The 19,637-nt window shown below is 31.5% G+C and carries 24 protein-coding genes; 2 read left to right on the top strand and 22 right to left on the bottom strand.

What is annotated here, in order from left to right; genetic code table 11:
- Nucleotides 1-542: 542 nt before the first annotated feature.
- The 3 genes from GXK57_RS20105 to GXK57_RS20115 all read right to left on the bottom strand — a co-directional run bounded on the left by GXK57_RS20105 (nucleotide 543) and on the right by GXK57_RS20115 (nucleotide 1,969).
- The gene (locus GXK57_RS20105; RefSeq protein WP_160679769.1) at nucleotides 543-851 is read right to left on the bottom strand and encodes an MGMT family protein; all 309 of its coding nucleotides are present in this window, start codon (nucleotides 849-851) and stop codon (nucleotides 543-545) included.
- A gap of 327 nt (nucleotides 852-1,178) precedes the next feature.
- A complete protein-coding gene (locus tag GXK57_RS20110; protein WP_160679771.1) occupies nucleotides 1,179-1,649 on the bottom strand; it encodes a hypothetical protein in 471 nt (156 codons plus the stop codon).
- Between the two features lie 80 nt (nucleotides 1,650-1,729).
- Nucleotides 1,730-1,969, bottom strand: coding sequence for a hypothetical protein (locus tag GXK57_RS20115; protein WP_160679773.1), 240 nt, complete (start codon nucleotides 1,967-1,969; stop codon nucleotides 1,730-1,732).
- A 422-nt stretch (nucleotides 1,970-2,391) separates the two neighbouring features.
- Between GXK57_RS20115 and GXK57_RS20120 the strand changes: the two genes are divergently transcribed.
- Nucleotides 2,392-2,553, top strand: coding sequence for a hypothetical protein (locus GXK57_RS20120; RefSeq protein ID WP_202127759.1), 162 nt, complete (start codon nucleotides 2,392-2,394; stop codon nucleotides 2,551-2,553).
- 207 nt (nucleotides 2,554-2,760) lie between these two features.
- Here the strand turns inward: GXK57_RS20120 and GXK57_RS20125 are convergent, their stop codons facing one another.
- The 19 genes from GXK57_RS20125 to GXK57_RS20215 all read right to left on the bottom strand — a co-directional run bounded on the left by GXK57_RS20125 (nucleotide 2,761) and on the right by GXK57_RS20215 (nucleotide 18,301).
- Nucleotides 2,761-3,114, bottom strand: coding sequence for a hypothetical protein (locus GXK57_RS20125; RefSeq protein ID WP_160679777.1), 354 nt, complete (start codon nucleotides 3,112-3,114; stop codon nucleotides 2,761-2,763).
- 319 nt (nucleotides 3,115-3,433) lie between these two features.
- The gene (locus tag GXK57_RS20130; RefSeq protein WP_160679779.1) at nucleotides 3,434-3,607 is read right to left on the bottom strand and encodes a hypothetical protein; all 174 of its coding nucleotides are present in this window, start codon (nucleotides 3,605-3,607) and stop codon (nucleotides 3,434-3,436) included.
- The gene (locus GXK57_RS20135; RefSeq protein WP_160679781.1) at nucleotides 3,607-4,587 is read right to left on the bottom strand and encodes a serine hydrolase; all 981 of its coding nucleotides are present in this window, start codon (nucleotides 4,585-4,587) and stop codon (nucleotides 3,607-3,609) included. The genes GXK57_RS20130 and GXK57_RS20135 overlap by 1 nt, the downstream gene beginning before the upstream one ends.
- Nucleotides 4,588-4,671: 84 nt before the next feature.
- Complete coding sequence (locus GXK57_RS20140; protein ID WP_160679783.1) at nucleotides 4,672-4,956, bottom strand: ATP-binding cassette domain-containing protein; 285 nt, start codon at nucleotides 4,954-4,956, stop codon at nucleotides 4,672-4,674.
- Between the two features lie 30 nt (nucleotides 4,957-4,986).
- The gene (locus GXK57_RS20145; protein WP_160679785.1) at nucleotides 4,987-5,916 is read right to left on the bottom strand and encodes a GyrI-like domain-containing protein; all 930 of its coding nucleotides are present in this window, start codon (nucleotides 5,914-5,916) and stop codon (nucleotides 4,987-4,989) included.
- Between the two features lie 168 nt (nucleotides 5,917-6,084).
- Nucleotides 6,085-6,612, bottom strand: coding sequence for a GNAT family N-acetyltransferase (locus GXK57_RS20150; protein ID WP_160679787.1), 528 nt, complete (start codon nucleotides 6,610-6,612; stop codon nucleotides 6,085-6,087).
- Nucleotides 6,613-6,656: 44 nt separating this feature from the next.
- A complete protein-coding gene (locus GXK57_RS20155) occupies nucleotides 6,657-7,157 on the bottom strand; it encodes a hypothetical protein (RefSeq protein ID WP_160679789.1) in 501 nt (166 codons plus the stop codon).
- Between the two features lie 77 nt (nucleotides 7,158-7,234).
- A complete protein-coding gene (locus GXK57_RS20160) occupies nucleotides 7,235-7,759 on the bottom strand; it encodes a hypothetical protein (RefSeq protein ID WP_160679791.1) in 525 nt (174 codons plus the stop codon).
- Nucleotides 7,760-7,895: 136 nt separating this feature from the next.
- The gene (locus GXK57_RS20165) at nucleotides 7,896-8,294 is read right to left on the bottom strand and encodes a DUF4375 domain-containing protein (RefSeq protein ID WP_160679792.1); all 399 of its coding nucleotides are present in this window, start codon (nucleotides 8,292-8,294) and stop codon (nucleotides 7,896-7,898) included.
- Between the two features lie 190 nt (nucleotides 8,295-8,484).
- Complete coding sequence (locus GXK57_RS20170) at nucleotides 8,485-8,751, bottom strand: hypothetical protein (RefSeq protein WP_160679794.1); 267 nt, start codon at nucleotides 8,749-8,751, stop codon at nucleotides 8,485-8,487.
- Nucleotides 8,752-9,319: 568 nt separating this feature from the next.
- Complete coding sequence (locus tag GXK57_RS20175) at nucleotides 9,320-10,123, bottom strand: ABC transporter ATP-binding protein (RefSeq protein WP_160679796.1); 804 nt, start codon at nucleotides 10,121-10,123, stop codon at nucleotides 9,320-9,322.
- Nucleotides 10,123-11,154, bottom strand: a complete 1,032-nt coding sequence (locus tag GXK57_RS20180; protein ID WP_160679798.1) for an iron chelate uptake ABC transporter family permease subunit — start codon at nucleotides 11,152-11,154, stop codon at nucleotides 10,123-10,125. The genes GXK57_RS20175 and GXK57_RS20180 overlap by 1 nt, the downstream gene beginning before the upstream one ends.
- Nucleotides 11,151-12,149: an iron chelate uptake ABC transporter family permease subunit gene (locus GXK57_RS20185; RefSeq protein ID WP_160679800.1), complete on the bottom strand. Its 999-nt coding sequence runs from the start codon at nucleotides 12,147-12,149 to the stop codon at nucleotides 11,151-11,153. The genes GXK57_RS20180 and GXK57_RS20185 overlap by 4 nt, the downstream gene beginning before the upstream one ends.
- A complete protein-coding gene (locus GXK57_RS20190) occupies nucleotides 12,146-13,174 on the bottom strand; it encodes an iron-siderophore ABC transporter substrate-binding protein (protein ID WP_160679802.1) in 1,029 nt (342 codons plus the stop codon). The genes GXK57_RS20185 and GXK57_RS20190 overlap by 4 nt, the downstream gene beginning before the upstream one ends.
- Nucleotides 13,175-13,827: 653 nt before the next feature.
- Complete coding sequence (locus tag GXK57_RS20195) at nucleotides 13,828-14,601, bottom strand: nitroreductase family protein (RefSeq protein ID WP_160679804.1); 774 nt, start codon at nucleotides 14,599-14,601, stop codon at nucleotides 13,828-13,830.
- Between the two features lie 248 nt (nucleotides 14,602-14,849).
- The gene (locus tag GXK57_RS20200; protein ID WP_160679806.1) at nucleotides 14,850-15,752 is read right to left on the bottom strand and encodes a YafY family protein; all 903 of its coding nucleotides are present in this window, start codon (nucleotides 15,750-15,752) and stop codon (nucleotides 14,850-14,852) included.
- 53 nt (nucleotides 15,753-15,805) lie between these two features.
- Nucleotides 15,806-16,441: an alpha/beta hydrolase gene (locus tag GXK57_RS20205; RefSeq protein ID WP_160679808.1), complete on the bottom strand. Its 636-nt coding sequence runs from the start codon at nucleotides 16,439-16,441 to the stop codon at nucleotides 15,806-15,808.
- Between the two features lie 191 nt (nucleotides 16,442-16,632).
- A complete protein-coding gene (locus tag GXK57_RS20210) occupies nucleotides 16,633-17,457 on the bottom strand; it encodes an Rpn family recombination-promoting nuclease/putative transposase (protein WP_160679810.1) in 825 nt (274 codons plus the stop codon).
- Between the two features lie 175 nt (nucleotides 17,458-17,632).
- Entirely contained in the window at nucleotides 17,633-18,301 is a 669-nt protein-coding gene (locus GXK57_RS20215) for an HAD family hydrolase (protein ID WP_160679812.1), read from the bottom strand.
- Between the two features lie 416 nt (nucleotides 18,302-18,717).
- Between GXK57_RS20215 and GXK57_RS20220 the strand changes: the two genes are divergently transcribed.
- Nucleotides 18,718-19,479 carry an AraC family transcriptional regulator gene (locus GXK57_RS20220; RefSeq protein WP_160679814.1) on the top strand — a complete coding sequence of 254 codons (762 nt, stop codon included), beginning with the start codon at nucleotides 18,718-18,720 and terminating at the stop codon, nucleotides 19,477-19,479.
- The last annotated feature ends 158 nt before the right edge of the window (nucleotides 19,480-19,637 follow it).

The raw sequence follows: 19,637 nt of genomic DNA on the forward strand, positions 1-19,637 counted from the left end.
TAAAGAATATCTTTTAGGCAGCATTTAAAAATTAGGTTCTGTTAAAGTACAGTGTTGAAATTAATTTTTCAGTCATCCTATGCTTTTATGAGGCTTACCCAGAAAATCAAGATTAAGTCCTTTGGTCTTGATTTATAAGTTAAAAGCAAAGAAAAAAGTGCTATATCCTCTGTAAAATGTCCTTGCCATAGGGCCAATTTTACTGAAAGATTAGCACTTTTTCTTCTTGATATTTAGTTAGGATACAATTATCCTAAATCAAAATCATTATTTAAAGACTGAGCTTAACTTTTATGTATAAAGCTTTTCTTATTTATATTTGCCTCAGAATAATTACTTTTGTTAGAACTTACAAAACAACCTTCTTCGGCCAAAATCTAATAATCAAGTTTTCTAATACCTTTAAGGGTTTTGTTGCTTGTAAGTAATCATTGACTCTTGGAGGCAATACTTCATGATATATTTATAAGCTGTGTTATGAGACCTTTGCTTAAAACAACGAAAGTCTTCGCAATTCTGTTCAGTCATTTTTAATTTCTAATTTAAGAATCCCACTTATTTTTCTTCATATCAACATGACTCTCATCTTTAAAGGATACCCCTTCTTCTAATAGGAGAATTCTTTGTTCCTGCCATCCTGGTACCAACCTTCCAGCATGGTTTACCACACGATGACATGGATATCTCCCATAAAATTCTGCTTGGCTGAGAACCTTACCTACAAGTCTTGCATTTTTTTCTCTACCAATAAGGGTGGCAATTTGTCCATATGTAGCTACTTTACCTTCTGGGATTTCTTCCACTGCAGAAAGTATTTCATAAATTAATTGTTCATCCATAATCTTTTTCATATATTCACCTCTGGTATGGATCCTTAAGCTATTGTTATATTTTTGAGTCCTATTTTAATCTTCTATTTTGGTGATATAATGCTAGCAAAAAATAACCAGTGTGTCAACGTAACCCATGGATAGGGCAAATAAGATTCCTTTTCTGGTGTTTACCCTAGATAAACATTGTAGAAAAGAAGATAATAAATGTAAATAACGATTCTTTAATGTTTTTTTATTAAGCTCTGTTTTAAACTAATGTTGATAAATGTATAAATTAAAGTGGACATTTAATTTGTCCACTTTAGTTTGTGAAATTAAGAATAATATCTACTAAAAAATTATTAACTATTTCACTAATTTCATATAAAGAATTAATTTATTATAATCAGCTCCTTGTATTTTAAAAAGTTCCTTAGTTTTCTCATTTCTTACAAGTAAATATTCTTTGTTCGCTACTAGTTCAAATATATCACTTTCTAAAAATTCTTCACGTACTTTAGATTGTCTAGGGTCTAAATTATATAAAAATACAATTTTATATTCAGGTTTTTCCATTGCTTCATTTTTTATAGGTTCCTTATTGTCGAATATTTTAAGAATATCTTCAACAACTGTTGCTTTTTCATCAGGTTTAAAGGCTATGGTATCATTTGCCCCTATTGATTTATTCCCATCTGACGAATACTTACTTATCATAATATAAAGAATCTTATCAGTTGTCTTAGGTATCTTTTTTTGCGATTTATTATAATCATTAGCACAACCCATTATAAATAGACTTGATAAAATTATAATCATAGTAAGTATATTTTTCATAAGCCCCTCCCGAATATTCTTGTAGTATTGTTCAATATAACTCATATATAATAGAAAGCTAATAGCAGTTTACTATAATTTTACTCTGCGACATAATATAATACATAATTTTCAGAATCAGTTAAATGATTAGATGCTATTATATAAGAAGTAGTTGTAAAATCTTCTGGTAGATTATAAGCTTTAAAGTTGTATACTTTTAAAAGCCTTTTCTTTGCTTCAATTAATCTATTTCTTAATTTTTCCGGATTATTTACAACACTTAATATTTCATTTTTTTCATGATCATTAAATAATGAACTGGCATTAAACAAATCCATAATATTCCCTCTGAATTAATTCAAATTACTATTTCTATTACTTAAATTTGTTTTTAATTTTATTATAACATATTTTGTAAATATAATATTTCTTATAATACGGTATTTTCACATACAAAAATAGCCTTAGGCAAGTTATATCAATGCCTAAAGCTATAAAATACTCCAAAAGAAAACTCCTTCCCACATGCGTCCATCTAATCAAATGTGAAATTTAGCATCCCATTTATGGTACGTTTCTCCGTATCAGTTTCAAGTGAGGTTTTTCCATTATCTTCTTATGTATATATACTACATAATTATGGTGTAATTCTAAAGTAGAAATAAAAATTTCCGTAGTGGATGGCTGCGGGGGTTTTGAAAATTTTATCCCCTTGGACGATTGGTGAAAATCTCATCATAGTTAGGGGGTGGTATTGGATATGCTAGAATTAACTATAAAAAGCTTTGTTACTATTTATATTATTAAATTAGTTTTACAGAATAATCTTTATATTTCTAAGTTAATTGTTAAGATTAAATTTCTTGGTATTCATATAGAACTTAATGGCAAAGAGAAAAAGCACCCATCCGACGAAGAATAGTGCTTCACTCTTAATTAAATCTTTATTTAATTCATCCAATAGCCCTAAAACAAAATAAATGTTCTAAGGATTGCTTAGTGTTGACGCACTAAGCTTTTCTTATTTATATAATATCAAATTTTCATAAAAAATAAACATATATATTTTTTTATATTTAAAATTTAAACGTTCAGATAAGTTATGAGCAGACTGTACTATATACTCTGCTTATTTCACAATATTTATTTCTAAATATGCTACTAATCTTGAGAAATCATACTCTGTAAAAACTCCGCGTATATTATCATAAAAAACCCCATTATAATATAAAAGAAAATGCCCATGTTCACTTAGAATACAGCATTGTGGTAATTCTACAGCTTGTCCCTTTGTGTACTTCATTTTGTCTGCACGTTTTATATCATATAAATCTAATGCTTGGAATAGCTTTTTGCCTGACATTTTATTTTTCCCACACTTTGTATATCTAACAACATCTTCAACAGATATATTTTTAAGTAAAGCTATACAAGTTTGCCCACAAAATCCCTCTAACGGTTGTGATAATACTTTGGTATCCATAACTCCTCCTATCTACAAAATAAAATTTTGTATAGTCATTGTAATCAATAATCTTATACGCTCTTTTCATTTCTTTTGCCTTGGTAAAAATCACCTATAATATCTGAATATTTTTTACAAATAACTTTGGAAGCTTTCGTTTAATGTAAAATACTGTATTTTAGTACTTATTTTACCACTAAGCGCAAATTAACTCAACCTACTCTGCTGTTAACTTTCTTCATTAATAGATAATTATATGCTTAGAAAGACTTATGTTATTTAAGGTAAAGTTATGAGTAGCTACTAAAGATACAGTTACAGATAAAGCCTGTATATATTATGAAGAAAGTAATACCACCAATGCAGTAATAACAAAAACATGCATAAAATCTTGAAAGGTTCCTGCATAGCCACTATCAGATAACTTAAATAAGGTGTACCCAACATTTGAAATAAAGCTCATTATGGCAAAGGTATAAATCCCAAACCTTAAAGGCTTGTTTAGATTCACTATATACAATTCTCAAACATCGGTTCAATATACTCTTTAATAAGTTCTATTCTATCCTTAGCACGTGGCATAAAAAGTGAAGCAATACAAATCACCATCTTCTTCTTTGTATTGACGTAAATCACGTTTCCTCCATCTCCTAAAGCTGCATAGATATGTTCTTTATCATCAATAATCCACCACAGATAACCATAGGCTAGCTTATCCCATTTACTATGTTCCTTTGTACTCTCCTCTATCCACTCTGGGGATATAATTTGTTTACCCATCCACATTCCTTGATCCAAGTACAATTGGCCTAATTTTGCCATATCCATAGGAGTCAAGGTAAGTCCCCAGCCTGCAGTATTTACACCTTGTGGATCAGCAACCCAGCCACTGACCTTTTTCTCTTTATACCAGGCAAGTTGTTCCTCCTTATTACGAAAAACTACATTGCCCTGAACATTAATCTCCAATGGTGAAAATAAGTATTTTGTTGCAAAATCAAACACGGATTGTCCTGTTATTTTTACAAGAACACCAGACAAAATATCCGGTCCTATGAGAGGAGTGTACCTAAATTCTCCTATCTTCCCCTTACCACCTAATAGATCAAGGGCACTATTTACCCAATTATCACTTGTAAAATATTTTGTATAGGGTTCTGATTTATATTTATACGGGGCTGTCATAGTCATTATATCCTTAAGAGTAACCTTCTGTATGGTTTTTTCTCCTCTTTTAACTACATAATCAGGAAAAAAGTCCAATACCTTCTGATTAATATTTTTGATATAACCTTTGTCTATGGCAATACCAAGCAATATGGAAATAATACTTTTTGTTACTGAAAAAACATGAATGCTGTCATCAGCAGTATATCCATTATAGTAATTTTCGTATAATGTCTTACCGTTTTTTAGCACAATTATACCTGCAGTATTGTTATAGCTACTGTTTATAAGCTTTTCTAACCTTATATTTTCTCTCTGATTCATATGACTTCCTCCTCACCAAATTTGCGACAATTCTTTTATATTAATGCTTCTAAGTTCATACAAGATATTTCCCTGTGTTGGAATTCACATTGTCTCTAAGCATCTCTGGTGTTCCTTTGGCAATGACCTCACCACCGTTGGACCGATGCCTTCTATACTATGAAACCGGTCTTCGTTATCAAGTCCTGTCAAAATGCCAATGGAACTTAGATATTGGTTCTTACCTTCTTCAAACAGAATATCAAATGCAAGACTTGATTTACCAGAACCACTGATACCAGTAATAACTACCAGTTGCTGCTTAGGAATTGTTAGATTGATATTTTTAAGATTATGGATTCTTGCCTCTTGAATCTTGATTTCTTCCATATGCTCACCTCTGAATTAATTTGCAGCATGTTAGAAACGAATGGGCTCGATGGGAACGTAGATGTCCACCTCATTGATATGGCTGGCATTGTCCTTGGGATTGTTGAGATACACTTCAAATGGATAAGAATTTCTGGGAACATACCCACTACCTGTGAGCCACTGCTGGTACATGTAATTCCAGGCGTCACTGTACTGTTCCTGCTGAATCTGAAAATGCCCCACCGCATACAGACCTCCTTCTAATTTCATTCTTCCAAGGATTCCATCTTCCTCTATATTAATGTTCTCTGGCACCGTCAGACATAAACTAGTACGAAACTGACTCTCCTCTCCGAATTCAGGATTGTCATGATATATGGCAAGAGGCCAGTTCTGACCATCCACAAGAAGGTTCTGAGTCTTCGCATAAGTAAATAGCCTCTGCATCAAATTGGCATATTCCTTGGCTAATGTCTCATAAGTGCCTATATGTCTCACATAAGCCACCTGTTTCTCATCAAGCTTTGTAATAGTAATCCGGCCGGTAACAGGGAAGGGATCGCCTGCCCATTCTTTCTTTACTACGTCCTTATTGTACTCGGACAATAAAAAAGAATCTTTGCATTTCTTGCTATATTCCTTTCGGTATTCCCTTGGACTAATGCCATAATAATTCTTAAATGACCTGGAAAATATAGCCGAATCCGTATAACCCAGCTCATAGGCAATATCCGTCATATTTTTATCTGTACGATGTGCCAGCATAAAAAGCGCATTTTTCATGCGAATCCTGCTTACATAATGAGCTAACGATTCATGAAGCATCCCCTGAAAAATACGGCTGAAATGATATTTTGAAAAGCCAGCGACATTTGAGAGTTCCTCAATAGACATCCCCTGTCTTAAATGATGCCCTATGTAATCCTGCACTTTATGAATTCTTCGTATATACTCTTCCTGACACTTCTGTTCTGACATATCATTTCCTCCTATTCCTACTTACTCCAGTATAACAAAATGTTATTTCTTGACGCCTGTATAATTTTTTCTATTTTTAAATTTAGGTTTCAATAATATGAATTGAAATTATCTGTGACTTATACAAAAAATAAAGGCTAACCTTTACAGCTAGCCTTAAATTGGAATTTATAAGTCTATCCAATATCTTTCAATAACACAATTTTCTTCTTTAAGTAATACTTCATTTTCTTTTTTTCCACCTTGAGATAATATAGTTTTTTTAGAAGCAAAATTATCATTATCACAAGTTAACAACACTCTATTAATATGTAATATGTCCTTACAATAAATTAATGCTTGTCTTAATTCTTCTTTTGCATATCCCTTGTTTCTTTCAGACTTTCTTACAGAATACCCTATATGGCCACCATATTGTAAAAGATAATCATTTAGAAAATGTCTTATTTGTATCATTCCAACAATACGATTATCACTTTCTCTAATTGCTAAAAACTGTGTAGCTGCAACTTTTCTTCCATCTACTTCTTCTGTTTCATTTAGTAATGATTTTTCAATATATTCTTGTGGTGAATTAGAACTTCTTAAAAAACCTGTTCCGTCCATTGATTCATTATTATAAATAAATTCATTCTTATATGAAAATATATCATCACCATATTCTATTGCTACTTTCTTTAATACCAACTTTTCCATAAAATCACCTCTAGAAATTGAAATTTTTATTATAGAAAGGCGTCTCAATAGTACCATTGCCAAAGATGATAATTATATTCGTCATCACTAGTTAAAGCAACTTCAATTACTCTTTTGTCTAATAGGTCAATTAAGCAAAATCCTTTGCTAAAACCACATTTGAGAGAACCTTGTAAAGCATTGATTTTCCCTTTATAATCCCACAATTGAAGTACTGATTCAGATAAATTATTAAGAATAATTTTAGCATAACCTTCATAATATCCACCATTAATAAAGATATAATCTTTTTTGCTTGTTAATTTTGCTTTATCTATAATCCACTTATAACATTGATTATCATTGGCCTCACATGTCAATTTACTGTATGGCTTAATCTTACTTTTTCTCCACACTTCATAGTAGGAAGAAATAATTTTTTTGTATAACTCTCTCTCTGCACCAGCTTCATAAATTTCTATAGTAGTTACCGCATTCATGGATTTCATTAAATTTTTAAAGTATAACTGTTTCTTTTTCTGTTCAATCAATTCTTTTCTATCCATAATGCATTTCTCCTCATAGCTTCTTTATATACTAACAAAACCTTTTAACAAATCGGAATTTATCATTCATTCAAAAATTAGTCCTCTCCCCTGATATCAATACATTTATCCAAAAACTCCTGTAAACTATTTGCAACAACACCATTAGGATTTTCCTCATAGACATCAAAATACCCATATTCACAGTCCATCCATTCAACTTGACCGCTATTGTTATTAAGCAATATTAGTATACTGCCAATATTAAATCCAAAATCGCCCAATAAAATTCTATGTCCAAAATCATTACCTCCAGTCCAATCCCTAAACGCTTTAATTATAAAACTCTCAATATTTTCTTCACTTTTTGGTGTATTTAACGATACTTCAACTTCTCCTTCACATCCATTAAATGAAATCCAATGGTCATACTTATCATTTCCTGTTGTCTTAAAAAAATAATCTTCCTTAAAATGCACTGTTTCTCTTATGTAACCTCCAGATGTTCGTGAAAAAAAAGATTTCACATCATCACATATTTCATATCCTAGTTCATTCTCTACTATTTCCCATTTCACTAATCTCTGATTTGGTCTTAATAAATTAAATTCTTTAATATACATTTCGTTCTCTCCTGTTTTATTATATTTATATATCCTTAATCGCTTAGTAAAAAGTTACCTCTTAAAAAATCTCAATTTTTGCTATCCACTTAAATTTATATTTTTATTATTGAACCTTAAACTGAAATATTATTTATCATTCAATAATAAAGAACTCATTGATATTATCCATAACATACTTTTCAACAATATAAGTTAACCCAGGAGTTAATTCTCCAAACTTACCATCTGTACTTATATAACCATCATTTCCTGCTGTTTCAACTGCAATTTTAAAATTTTTTGAATATTCTTCTGCTCCAATATCCATAAGTGCCTTTTCAACCTTATCAAAATTTTCATCTGCATAACAATCAAAATAGCCACTATGACCACCATTATTCATTTCTGCATCATACCAAAAACAAAGTTTTGCTATCTGTTGTACTCGTGATAAATCATCACCGAATTCTTCATTAATCAAACATTCTATAAATCTATTCCACAAATAGTATTCATAATTCTCCACATCTTCTTTTTTTACTGTAATTTTCAATGTACACACCCCTAATTTACTATTTATACATTACTTATTTGTTTTATAATTAAGCTTATTCATAAAATAATTTCATAATCAATGTGCTCACCCGAAAAAGCTGTATCATCTCTATTCTCCCTTCTTTGGCGAAGTTTAAAGCCGACACTTTCATAATTATGCTATGCTGAAATTAATTTGCCATTTGTGCTCACAACAATTTTTTTACACCACCATACTGAAAGATTCTACCAATAGCCTCCTGAAGTTGCATTTTCCCATAACCATTATCCTTGTCTCTGGTTGCAATGCAGTTATGTGCAATTGTCACATATTCCGGCATATTTCTAGGATCCCAAGATATATGTCCAATTGGCTCACCATCCAAAGTTGTAATAAAACCATATTTATCTGCAATTTCTAACTTATCAAAGAAAAAGTTATCAAAGTCGCTTATTTTCTTAAATTCTAGACTCACCTATTGTCCCCCCTCTATTATGAAGTTTTTTCATAGGATACTTTACACTATCTTAATATAAATAATCTTCATAACAAATTACTATTTCCCTATTTCCCTATTACCCAAATTTGTCTCTAATTTTATTGTAACATATTTTGTAAATCCTCTATTACTTATAATAGGGTATTTTCATCTATAAAAATAGCCTTAGGCTAGTTATATCAATGCCTAAGGCTAAAAGACTCTTTTATTTATTATATGGTTCATCATACTTTTACACTATATACCATTTTCAATTTAAGTATAATTGAAAATCTTAAGGAGTAATATGTAAGGTTTAATTATAGTTACAAATTCACAAAAGCAGGCAGTTACTAGCCTACTTAAGGATCTTTCGTTAAAACCCTTACTCTGCAAAACAAATATCCTTAATATTTCATATTAGATAAGCTCTAATCAAGATACATATTATTTTTCCACTATGTTTTACTAATGCTTATACTATGGAAATGAAATTCAGTGGTGAGCAAGGTTTCGATAACATTTCTTATATATAATGAAGGAAATTTTTCAATGTCCTACCTCTTTATACAGCATGGTGCCTTCCTTTTGGCACTATGAAAGGAGAATGTGATACTGGGTCTTGTATAACTACACAATCTAATCCAAACACATTGCTAATTAATTCAGATGTTATAATATCTGACGGTATGCCTTGATCAATTAATTTTCCATTACGAAGAGCAAATATATAATCCGCATATCTGGCAGATAAGTTTATATCATGAAGTACCATTACAATAGTAGTGCCTCTTTTGCGGTTTAAATCAGTTAATAAATCGAGAATCTCTACTTGATAGGCTATGTCAAGATAAGTAGTTGGCTCATCTAAAAGCAGTATATCGGTTTGTTGAGCAAGTGCCATAGCAATCCAAACTCTCTGACGTTGCCCACCAGACAGCTCATCAACGCTGCGGTTAGCAAGTTCTGTTATTCCCATTATTTCCAGTGCTTCTTCTACAGCTTCAAAATCCGTTTTATCCATACTTTTCAAAAAGGATTGATATGGATATCTGCCTCTTGAAACTAAATCCCAAACAGTAATCCCCTCTGGAACTACTGGTGATTGAGGAAGTAAACCTAAAACTTGTGCTAGTTGTTTAGAGGGCATTGAAGTAATCTTTTTGCCATCAATCATAACTTCACCTGACATAGGTTTAATAAGTCTAGCAAGTGTTTTCAGTAAAGTTGACTTACCGCATGCATTTGCACCTATAATAACACTTATTTTATTACTTGGAATAGTTACATCGATTCCATCAACTATGATCTTTTTGTCATATCCAGTCACTATTTCCTTTGCTTCAAATAATGGTTGTTTTTTAGTCATTACGCTTGACCCCTCCTATTCATAAGTATTAATAGAAATAGCATATATGGAGCTCCTAATATTCCCGTTACTACACCTACAGGAAATCTTGTACCAAAGGCAAACTGACCGATCATATCTGCTCCAAGTACTAATAATGCTCCAACTAAACCTGAGGATAAAACATTTGGTGATCCTAGTCCAACAAGCCTAGCTGCTATGGGGCCAGATAAAAAGGCAACAAAAGCTATAGGTCCTGTAACGGCAGTTGCAAAGGCAATTAAAAATACTGCACTTAGGATTAGCACAATACGTACTAAATTTATTTTAATACCGAGTGTAGTTGCAAACTCATCTCCCAGTTCTAATATTTGAAGCTGTTTTGATAGAAGTAAGATAGTAATTCCAAATATAACTACAACGATAAATAAAGTTGGGACATCTTCAATGCTCATTCCGTTTAGACTTCCACTCAGCCATCTAAGGGCAGTTGGAACATCATTTTGTGAAGCTCTAGCTAGCAAATATGATATAAGTGCATTTATCATTGCCTGCATTCCAATTCCTATAAGTATCAATCTGCCCCCTGAAAAGCCTGAGCCTTTTGATAACAAGTATATAAGTGCTGCTACTATTATTCCACAAACAACAGCTGCTATAGAAACACTGCTTCCACTTACACGAAGCACTAATATACAAAAAACTGCCGCAACACTAGAACCTGAACTTATACCTATTACATCAGGACTAGCCAAAGGGTTTCTCAACATAGTTTGAAAGGTATTTCCCGCTATACCAAAAGCTAATCCAGCTAAAAGCCCACAAAGCATTCTTGGCAAACGTAGTGTTGCTATCGCGAAGGTGGCGTCCTTTACTTTCTCTCCAGTGAGAACCCTAAAAACTGTATTCAAATCATAAGTAGTTTTTCCATATGAAAGCATCATGGTACAAATGCCTATTGTTAAAATAAGCAAAATTATATTAACACTAATCAAGCGAGTTTTTCTTCTAGTATAACCTTGTCTAATCATAGCGTGATTACTTTGCATCATATAGCTTTCACCTTCGCTTTCCTAGCAATGATAATAAGAATTGGTGCTCCTAAGAAGGCAGTAATAATACCTACCTGCACTTCACCTGGGCTTCCAATTACTCTTCCTAAAACATCTGAAATTATTAAAAGTGCTGCTCCTCCAATAGCTGACAGAGGAACTATACCCTTTAGATTCGAACCAAAAATAAGACGTATGCTATGAGGTATCATTAACCCTATAAACCCAATAGGTCCAGCAATTGCAGTAGTTGCACCACATAGTATCACTCCTGCAACAGCACATATAATTCTTATAATACCTATATTTACACCTAGACCAGTTGCAACCTCATCTCCTAAAGCTAAAACATTTAGAGCTGGTGTTACTACTACACTTATTATCAATCCAACTATCATAAAAGGTAGTATTAAACGAATGCTATCCCAAGTTGCGCCACTTACACTGCCAACCTGCCAAAATCTAAATGTATCCATAGCCGCACTTCTAGGAAGTATAATTGCACTTACTAATGATGATAAGACCGCACTAGTAGCAGCACCTGCTAAAGCAAGTTTTATTGGAGTCATGCCTCCACTTCCTATAGATGCAACACCATAAACAAATACTGAGGTTATAGCTGCTCCAGCTAATGCAATCCAAATATATTGATTTGGCGTATTTATATTAAAAAATGCTATCCCAATCACAACAAATAAAGAAGCCCCTGTATTAACTCCTAAGATACTTGGGTCTGCTATTGGATTTCTAGTTATTGATTGCATAAGGGCTCCTGATATTCCAAGAGAAGCCCCTGCCATAATACTAAAAATTGTTCTTGGGATACGCTCACGAACCACTAATGCTGAAAAAGACATATCCTGACTATTTAGCAAAGCATTTATTGCCTGACTAAAACCTATGTTTTTTGACCCTAATGCCAATGATGCAAGTACACACATGGCTAGAAGAATAAAGCCTACTAAATATATACCTACTATCTTTGTTAATCTCATTTTACTTTATCTGCTGCCTTTCCAATTATCGCTAAATATTCGTCTATCGTTGCTGGAATAGATAACGCACTTGGAGTTGCAGATGCTGCAAGAGCTGACCCATCTTCAATAAGTGCAACAGCACCATTTTTAATTGCTGGAAGTGTTCCTAATAACTTATCAGCTTGAAGTTGTTTTAATAATGTATCATTTCCATAAGCCACAATTAGATCTACATCAGTTAATTTATCAATATTTTCAGAGCTAATTGTAAGAGCGAAACTGTTTGAATCCTTTGCAAGTTTCTTAACGCTATCAGCCTCTACTAATCCAAAATCATTTAGATATGCTGCACGAGGATCTGTTGAAGTGTATATGTAGAACTTACCTAAATCTGTAGGGCTAAAGTAACAGAAGGCAACCTTTTTACCTTTAATGTTAGGGTACTTGGCAACTTTTTCTGCTATCAATTTTTCTAAATCTGAAACTAATTTTTCTCCTTCAGCTTTCTTTCCTATTGCAGTTGCATTAGTTTTTATCTGATCTCTCCAGTAGGTTTGCCATGCAAGCTTTGGATACGCTACCACGGGAGCTATTTTACTTAACATATCATATTCTTCTTGTTTAATTCCTGAGTAAGCTGCCAAAATAACATCTGGCTTAGCATTGCTAATAGCCTCATAATCTAAACCGTCAACGTCGTCAAAAACAACTGGTTTGTCCACTCCTAATTGCTTATATTTTTCTGCTGTCCAAGGTAATAAACCGTTGGCATCTGTTTTACCATAGTTAGCCTTAGATATACCAGCTGGTACAACTCCTAATGCTAAAGGTGTGTCTTGATTACTCCAAGAAATTGCTACTACCTTTTCTGGTTTTTGTTTTATTACAGTTTCTCCGAATGCATGTTTAATTGTAATTGGATAAGTGGCAGAAGTAGTTTTCACCTCATCAGATTTAACCTGAGTTTTTTCCGCCGTACTTGAGCATCCTGTTACTAACAGTGCACAAGCTAGAATTAAAGAACTTATTGTTTTTAGTTTCATAATTATCCTCCCAATTGTCATATAATTTTCAATTGAACTTTTATTATCATATGTTACTAATAATGATTTTCATTTGAATTCCTGTATCATTATATAATTCCACGTAAAACTTGTCAATTAAATATTGATAAGTTTTTATCAAAATACTTTAAAAAAAGTTGTTAAAGCTACGTAAAATTAGCTTTTTCTTATGCTACTTTATTTTTACTTATAAAAAAGTTGCTGAAGGTAGTTTTTTTGTCCATCTGCCTTTTCTGAAGCTGTGTGAAGAAGTTCTGGTAGGAAACATCATTAATGATTATTTTTAAGTTTTTAACTCTCACAAAAAAGAAGAATTTTAACTATAGAGTGATAATATATATTTAATTTTTACAAATTAGAAAGGAAATGATTATTTGAAATAAAAAGAGCTCCTTACTCAACTATTAAGTTATAGATGTCAGATAATACCCTGAAGCCGGGATTATCCAACATGCATAGCTTAAGTTTTCGTAACAGAACTCTTTATTATCAAGCTTTAAGTATTCCTTCTTCCATTTTAGCTGAAGATTTTTCTAAATCTTTTTCATATACATTAGTATTTATAGCATCCGTAAATTTATCTTAAGACATTATTATATAACTCCTGTACTTAATTCATTTATTCAAAAAAATTATTTTTTGATAAATGACGCCAATTTGTCATATAACATATCATCCATCTTGTTTATAACTTCAGGCTTTCTAGCTGGCGCCCACTTAGTATAGTAGAAGTCAAGGTATGTATTACAATTACCTTTTTCTCTTCCCTTTGTATCAAAATGATTTTCTGGATTATTTACTGTTTCTATTATCTCTTCTTTTTCTTCAGTTGTTAGTTTTCTATAGGTATCATAATGTACAATTCCAGAACCTTTAAGTCTCCCACTTTTATGGTGCTGTGCTTTGTTTTTATCTTCATAACCAAGTAATAAAGCAGTAACGGGGAAGAAGTGTTTATCAGGTAGATTTAATTCTTCATACATATCAACAAGATTTTTACGATATAAATTGTGTATACTATTTGTACAAAGAGTCCCTATTTCAAGAGAAGTCGCTGCAATAACAGCAGTCTGAGCTGCTAAAACAGCATCAGTATGTGCTGATAAGTAACTGAATAAATTATCATTATCGCTTTCATATCCTAAGTGCTCTCCTATATCATGTATTCTATTAAAATCAACGCAGAATAGTAGTGCAATTGGTGCTTTATAACCACACCTAATGATTTTTTGCACATTCTCCTCTCCTCTTATTACTATAATTGAATAGCTTTGTCTATTTGAGGCATTTTGAGCGTTAACACAAGCATCTAAGATAGTTTTAAGTTTCTCCTCTTCAATAGGCTCTGGTGTAAAATTGCCATGTACAGCATGTAGGTTGTATATTGTTTCTAATACTTGATTCATTATTATTCTCCTCTTTATATCTGGTGTAGTCGCTTGTACACCGATTGATTTTCTTTGTTTTGTATCTAGACTACATATAAACAATGTAGTCTATAATTTATCTAACTACTTGAATGTAATTTCTTTCATTATTATTTCTATATTTTTTAGCAAATAGGATAATTGTTCTATGCATAGGTAACTTATTTTCTCTATTTGAATCATCTACCTCATAATAACAAAATGAACATGACAATAGTTTGTCATGTTCATTTATATTTATTTAAAATATTTTCTACACGAATTTTTAAATCTTCTATAACATGTTTTGGCGATAGAACTTCTACCTTATCCCCCATACTTAGTATAAGTTGAATTATAAATTCATATTTTATATAAGGCATATCTACCTTTATTCGATTATCATCTGTTATTTCATAGGAACTAACTTCAATATAATCTATCAACTTATATTCAAGAGAACGATCAATTAGCATAGTTACAGTATATGTATCATTAAAAAAATCCTTTTTTTCAAGCTTCTCCTCTGGAATCTCTCGAACATTGAAGATAGTGTCTGATAATCTAATATCCGCCATTCGTGTAAGCTTATATAATATAAAATCATTATCCTCCTTACAGAATCCCAAAACATTCCATGCAGATAATCTAAATATCACAAGATACGGTTCTATATTCTTTTCAGAGATTCCCTCTTTTGAATAATACCGAAAAAACAATTCTCTTCTTTCATCTATCGCTTTTCTTGTTAATTCAATTTTTTCCTTTAAGCTAGCTTGATGAAATGAGGCCAAGTCAATAATAATGTTGTTAATCGATATAACATCTTCTTTTTTTGGGTTAAGCTTTTCTAAAAGTAAATCAATGTTCTTATCTATAAACATACTTTGTATGCTTTTTAATCCGATTAAAATACTCTCAAGCTCATTTTTTGTTAATACACTTTTATCTAGTTTGTATTCCTTAACAATTCCTATCCCACCATCTCCGCCTTGAAAAGTTATAATTGGTACTCCTGCTTTGCAAATATCTTCAATATCTCTATAAATAGTACGTATTGATACTTCAAATTTTTCAGCCAGATATTTAGCTTTTATTTTTTCATTATTTAATAGAATTGTTATTATCCCAAGTAAACGATCAACCTTCAATTACAAACAGCTCCTCTATAACAGGTGGGACAGAAGCTCCGTCCCCCTGTCCCTTACTCTAGAATCCCTTTAATTGTCTCATATAGTTGCCTTGGATTCTCTATCATAATCATATGACATGAGTTTTTTATAAATCTCAATTCTAATTTTGCTAATATCTCATTGGATAAATTTAAGTCATTAATTTTATCACCGTATTCTGGTTGATTTCTATCTCCATAGATAGCATATACTTTTTGTGTAAGTCCCTTAAGATATTTTGTATAGTCAAATTCATCTTGAATAGCTTCAAACAATTTTGCTGTATAAAACTTTCTTTCCTTCTGGAACATTGGAAGAATATCTTCTCCAAATTCCTTCGTATGCTCTGGAGTCATAAGGTTTCTGTAAAACTCCTTAGCTGGCTTTAAATTCGTATCTAGATAAATTATCTTATCAAACTTCATTTTATATTTTGAAGCTAATTGCAGCGCAATTATTCCTCCAAGACTATGACCAATTACAGCTTGGTATGATTGATGATGATAATTTTCATAAACCCATTTGCTAATATCCTCTACTTCATTTGCTCTTAATGTAATATCATGTGGATATTCTACATAGTCTACTTCAAAGTCTTCTAGATAGGATTTAAAATAATCCCATATTTTATTAGTACAATTTACGCCATAAAGCATTAATAATCTCATATTTGTACCTCTATAAAATCCTATTTGTCCTTATCTAATTATAACATATTCTGTAAATACACTATTACTTATGATACGGTCTTTCTATATACAATTAAATAGTATTTCTTACAATTGACAATCAGTTAATTAGAGACATATATTTTAACAGACCATAAAAAAGACTAGCCTCTATAGCTAGCCTTAAATCATTAGTTTTTAGTATCATTATTTCTAAGTTTCTTTATTTGTTCTACTGATAATCCTGTTTTTTTAGAAATTGTTTCATCATCTAAGATATCCAGTAAGTTTTTCGCAACTTCTATTTTTCCTTCTTCTCTTCCCTCTTGCCTTCCTTCTTCTCTCCCTTCTTCTATTTTTTCTCTATCTCTTTCCAATAAAGTCATAAACTCCACCTCCACTGAAATATCATTTTTAACTTCTTGCACCCTTTTATGTATGCTTTTAACAAGATTTCCTTTAGCACTCTTTGCTATAGAATCTGTTGAACTTTCTACATACCCTAGAAACTCCAATAACTCTTCATTTAAATCCTTCATAAATCCTTTTGTATTTAATACTATTTTCTGTGCCTCATCGTTTAACATTATACTATTATCTTCTAAACATATATTTTGAAAAGTATATTTATGTCGCCCTTTGTTAAACAAATCAAATGTACAGATAAATATTATAAAACTTTTTGCAAGCTTTCTATAATCTTCACCTTTACTTATTAAATCTAAATCTATGCTACCTTGATAGTATCTTAGTCTTTTTGGTAAATTTTTATGTTTCCCACGCTGCATTTCAACATTATAAATTGTGTTTTTTTCATCTTTTACATAAACATCAAGTCTAATGCCTTTACTTTCAAGTAATAGATCTATGGTTTTCTGCTCTTCAACCATTTCAACTTTTTCTATCTCTATTTCTAAGATCTTTTCCAATAATTCTTTGCAGATATTCTTGTCGCTCATTACCTTTGCAAAAAGAAAATCATCTTCCAGATTTAATTCTTTTAAAGTTTTATTCATAATATTACCCTTACCCTATTCTTGCCGTTATCTTTTGTTTTCATTATTAACAACATTATATAGAATTAAGCATTTTGTTTCAATATACTCTGATAAAATCATCTCTCTATTTATTAATTACTATTAATATCACTCAACCTTAAATTGGAACTTGTATAACTGTCCCAGTCAGTATCTATATATAATTTAGCACATCTAGCGGTTTTTCGATTTGTTTAAAGTTTTCTTTTCTGCCTGATGGTTGAATAGTTCCATCTTCTAAATACCAAACTGCTTGTACTGCAATCATTCCTAGTTCTTTAGCAGCTTCTAATTCAAAGCTACCTCCGTCTCCCACATATACACATTCATCAGCTTTTACCATCAATTTATTCATGCATCTTTTATAGATTTCAACATCTGGTTTTTGTATTCCTTGTTCATATGATAGGCAAACTGCATCAAAATATGGAAACAGTGCACTTTTTTCAATTACATATGCTTCCTCTGAAAAACAATTACTTATTAATCCTATCTTAATTCCTTTTTCTTTTAAACTACAAAGCAACGATGTTATTTCTGGATGCAAATGATTAAAACACTCTTCCTTTGCTGCTATACGTTTTTGAACAATTGCTTCCTGTAATTCTTTAGAATAGCACTTGTTCTTTGTAAGAATCATTTCCAGGGCTTCCTCCAGTGTCATCTTTCCTATTGTTCGGTCAATTTCTGTAGGCCTCCACAGTTCTTGAAATTTATCTTCTGATATTCCCGCATCTATAGACATTTGTGTGCCAAAATATAGAGGACTTTTGAAAAGAGTTATTAGTGTTTCATACATATCAAAAATTACTGCTTTTATCATAAATGCAACCTCTCATCCTTTTAACAAACTACTATTTATTTATCACTTAAAAATTATTTTACTCTTTAATTATAACATATTTTGTAAACTCACTATCCCTTATAACAGTGGTATTTTCATCTATAAAAATTGCACTAAGGCAAGTCATGCCAATGCCTAAGACTATAAACCTCATTTACTTATAGCACTGTTCCCAATTCTAAGCCCCTTCTCAACATTTCTGTATTGTCTGGGGCTTCATAATAGTCCTAGCTTGCTAAGCTCTTATCAGTAAGTTCCTACTTTATTCATGGTATTTTTCACATAGATTATCCTTCCGAAACCACATTGACATATCTCTATAAGGAAACTATAATGTTACCGTAAACTTGGGACCGAAGCTCCGTGCCCCTGTCCCTATTAGGAGAAGTATGATTATGAGAAATGTTATTAAATTTTATGAAAAAGGTTCAGTAGAAATATTATATGGCAAGACAACCCATCGTTTTCCGCTTCATAGTCATGAATGTTTTTGTGTTGGTGCTATTACCAAGGGTTCCGCAGTATTTACAATAAATAATAACAAGTGCTTACTAGAAGAAGCTATGGTTTTTATTGTTCCGCCAAACACTGGAATTTCCATAACTACAGACTCCCAATATGATTACATAACAATATGCTTTAAAAATGAATTAAAAAAGCAAGTAGAAAGTATTCTTTTTGAGAAATTTTTTCTCAAGCTAAAGTCTAATGATGAAATACTCACCTTATGTGATAGTTTTAAAGAGAATAGTAATGAAGAACAATTTTTAAACTCCATTCTTACATTAATTAATAGCGCTATAGCTAGTGATTCCTCAGCTAAAAAGACTTTTCCAAATGACACTGTATTGTTAATTTGTGAGTATATAAAGCAAAATGCAGTTAACAATTTTAGTTTAGACACCTTAGCTCAGTCCTTTTACTTATCAAAATATCACTTAATCCGTATGTTCAAAAAAGAAATGGGGGTAACCCCTTATCAATATTATATTCAAGCAAAAATGGGGATTATACGAAGGCAAATCTTTAATGGTAGATCTGAAACCGATCTAGCTATTGATTTGAATTTATCAGATTCAAGCCATTTATGTAAAATCTTCAAAAGGCAAATGGGCATATCCATTCAGGATTATAAGAAAAACCTAATAAGAAAGTGAGCAATATCTTACAATTACTTTTTTTTGCAATATGCTACCATTAAGTTGTACTTAAATTCCAAACAAAAATACACTTATTTTAAAGTACGTATTGTAGGGTTTCATTAAGAAAACTTAAGTTATTCATGTTTGAAAATAGCAGGTTCTGGGGATTAGAT

The sequence above is a fragment of the Clostridium sp. C8-1-8 genome (assembly GCF_009928445.1).
Classification (GTDB): Bacteria; Bacillota; Clostridia; order Clostridiales; family Clostridiaceae; genus Clostridium_AR.

What these genes read in the sequence shown, in the direction of transcription:
- GXK57_RS20105 (WP_160679769.1), bottom strand. Translation starts at nt 851, where the DNA reads ATGAAAAAGATTATGGATGAACAATTAATTTATGAAATACTTTCTGCA.
- GXK57_RS20110 (WP_160679771.1), bottom strand. Translation starts at nt 1,649, where the DNA reads ATGAAAAATATACTTACTATGATTATAATTTTATCAAGTCTATTTATA.
- GXK57_RS20115 (WP_160679773.1), bottom strand. Translation starts at nt 1,969, where the DNA reads ATGGATTTGTTTAATGCCAGTTCATTATTTAATGATCATGAAAAAAAT.
- GXK57_RS20120 (WP_202127759.1), top strand. Translation starts at nt 2,392, where the DNA reads ATGCTAGAATTAACTATAAAAAGCTTTGTTACTATTTATATTATTAAA.
- GXK57_RS20125 (WP_160679777.1), bottom strand. Translation starts at nt 3,114, where the DNA reads ATGGATACCAAAGTATTATCACAACCGTTAGAGGGATTTTGTGGGCAA.
- GXK57_RS20135 (WP_160679781.1), bottom strand. Translation starts at nt 4,587, where the DNA reads ATGAATCAGAGAGAAAATATAAGGTTAGAAAAGCTTATAAACAGTAGC.
- GXK57_RS20140 (WP_160679783.1), bottom strand. Translation starts at nt 4,956, where the DNA reads ATGGAAGAAATCAAGATTCAAGAGGCAAGAATCCATAATCTTAAAAAT.
- GXK57_RS20145 (WP_160679785.1), bottom strand. Translation starts at nt 5,916, where the DNA reads ATGTCAGAACAGAAGTGTCAGGAAGAGTATATACGAAGAATTCATAAA.
- GXK57_RS20150 (WP_160679787.1), bottom strand. Translation starts at nt 6,612, where the DNA reads ATGGAAAAGTTGGTATTAAAGAAAGTAGCAATAGAATATGGTGATGAT.
- GXK57_RS20155 (WP_160679789.1), bottom strand. Translation starts at nt 7,157, where the DNA reads ATGGATAGAAAAGAATTGATTGAACAGAAAAAGAAACAGTTATACTTT.
- GXK57_RS20160 (WP_160679791.1), bottom strand. Translation starts at nt 7,759, where the DNA reads ATGTATATTAAAGAATTTAATTTATTAAGACCAAATCAGAGATTAGTG.
- GXK57_RS20175 (WP_160679796.1), bottom strand. Translation starts at nt 10,123, where the DNA reads ATGACTAAAAAACAACCATTATTTGAAGCAAAGGAAATAGTGACTGGA.
- GXK57_RS20180 (WP_160679798.1), bottom strand. Translation starts at nt 11,154, where the DNA reads ATGATGCAAAGTAATCACGCTATGATTAGACAAGGTTATACTAGAAGA.
- GXK57_RS20185 (WP_160679800.1), bottom strand. Translation starts at nt 12,149, where the DNA reads ATGAGATTAACAAAGATAGTAGGTATATATTTAGTAGGCTTTATTCTT.
- GXK57_RS20190 (WP_160679802.1), bottom strand. Translation starts at nt 13,174, where the DNA reads ATGAAACTAAAAACAATAAGTTCTTTAATTCTAGCTTGTGCACTGTTA.
- GXK57_RS20195 (WP_160679804.1), bottom strand. Translation starts at nt 14,601, where the DNA reads ATGAATCAAGTATTAGAAACAATATACAACCTACATGCTGTACATGGC.
- GXK57_RS20205 (WP_160679808.1), bottom strand. Translation starts at nt 16,441, where the DNA reads ATGAGATTATTAATGCTTTATGGCGTAAATTGTACTAATAAAATATGG.
- GXK57_RS20210 (WP_160679810.1), bottom strand. Translation starts at nt 17,457, where the DNA reads ATGAATAAAACTTTAAAAGAATTAAATCTGGAAGATGATTTTCTTTTT.
- GXK57_RS20215 (WP_160679812.1), bottom strand. Translation starts at nt 18,301, where the DNA reads ATGATAAAAGCAGTAATTTTTGATATGTATGAAACACTAATAACTCTT.
- GXK57_RS20220 (WP_160679814.1), top strand. Translation starts at nt 18,718, where the DNA reads ATGAGAAATGTTATTAAATTTTATGAAAAAGGTTCAGTAGAAATATTA.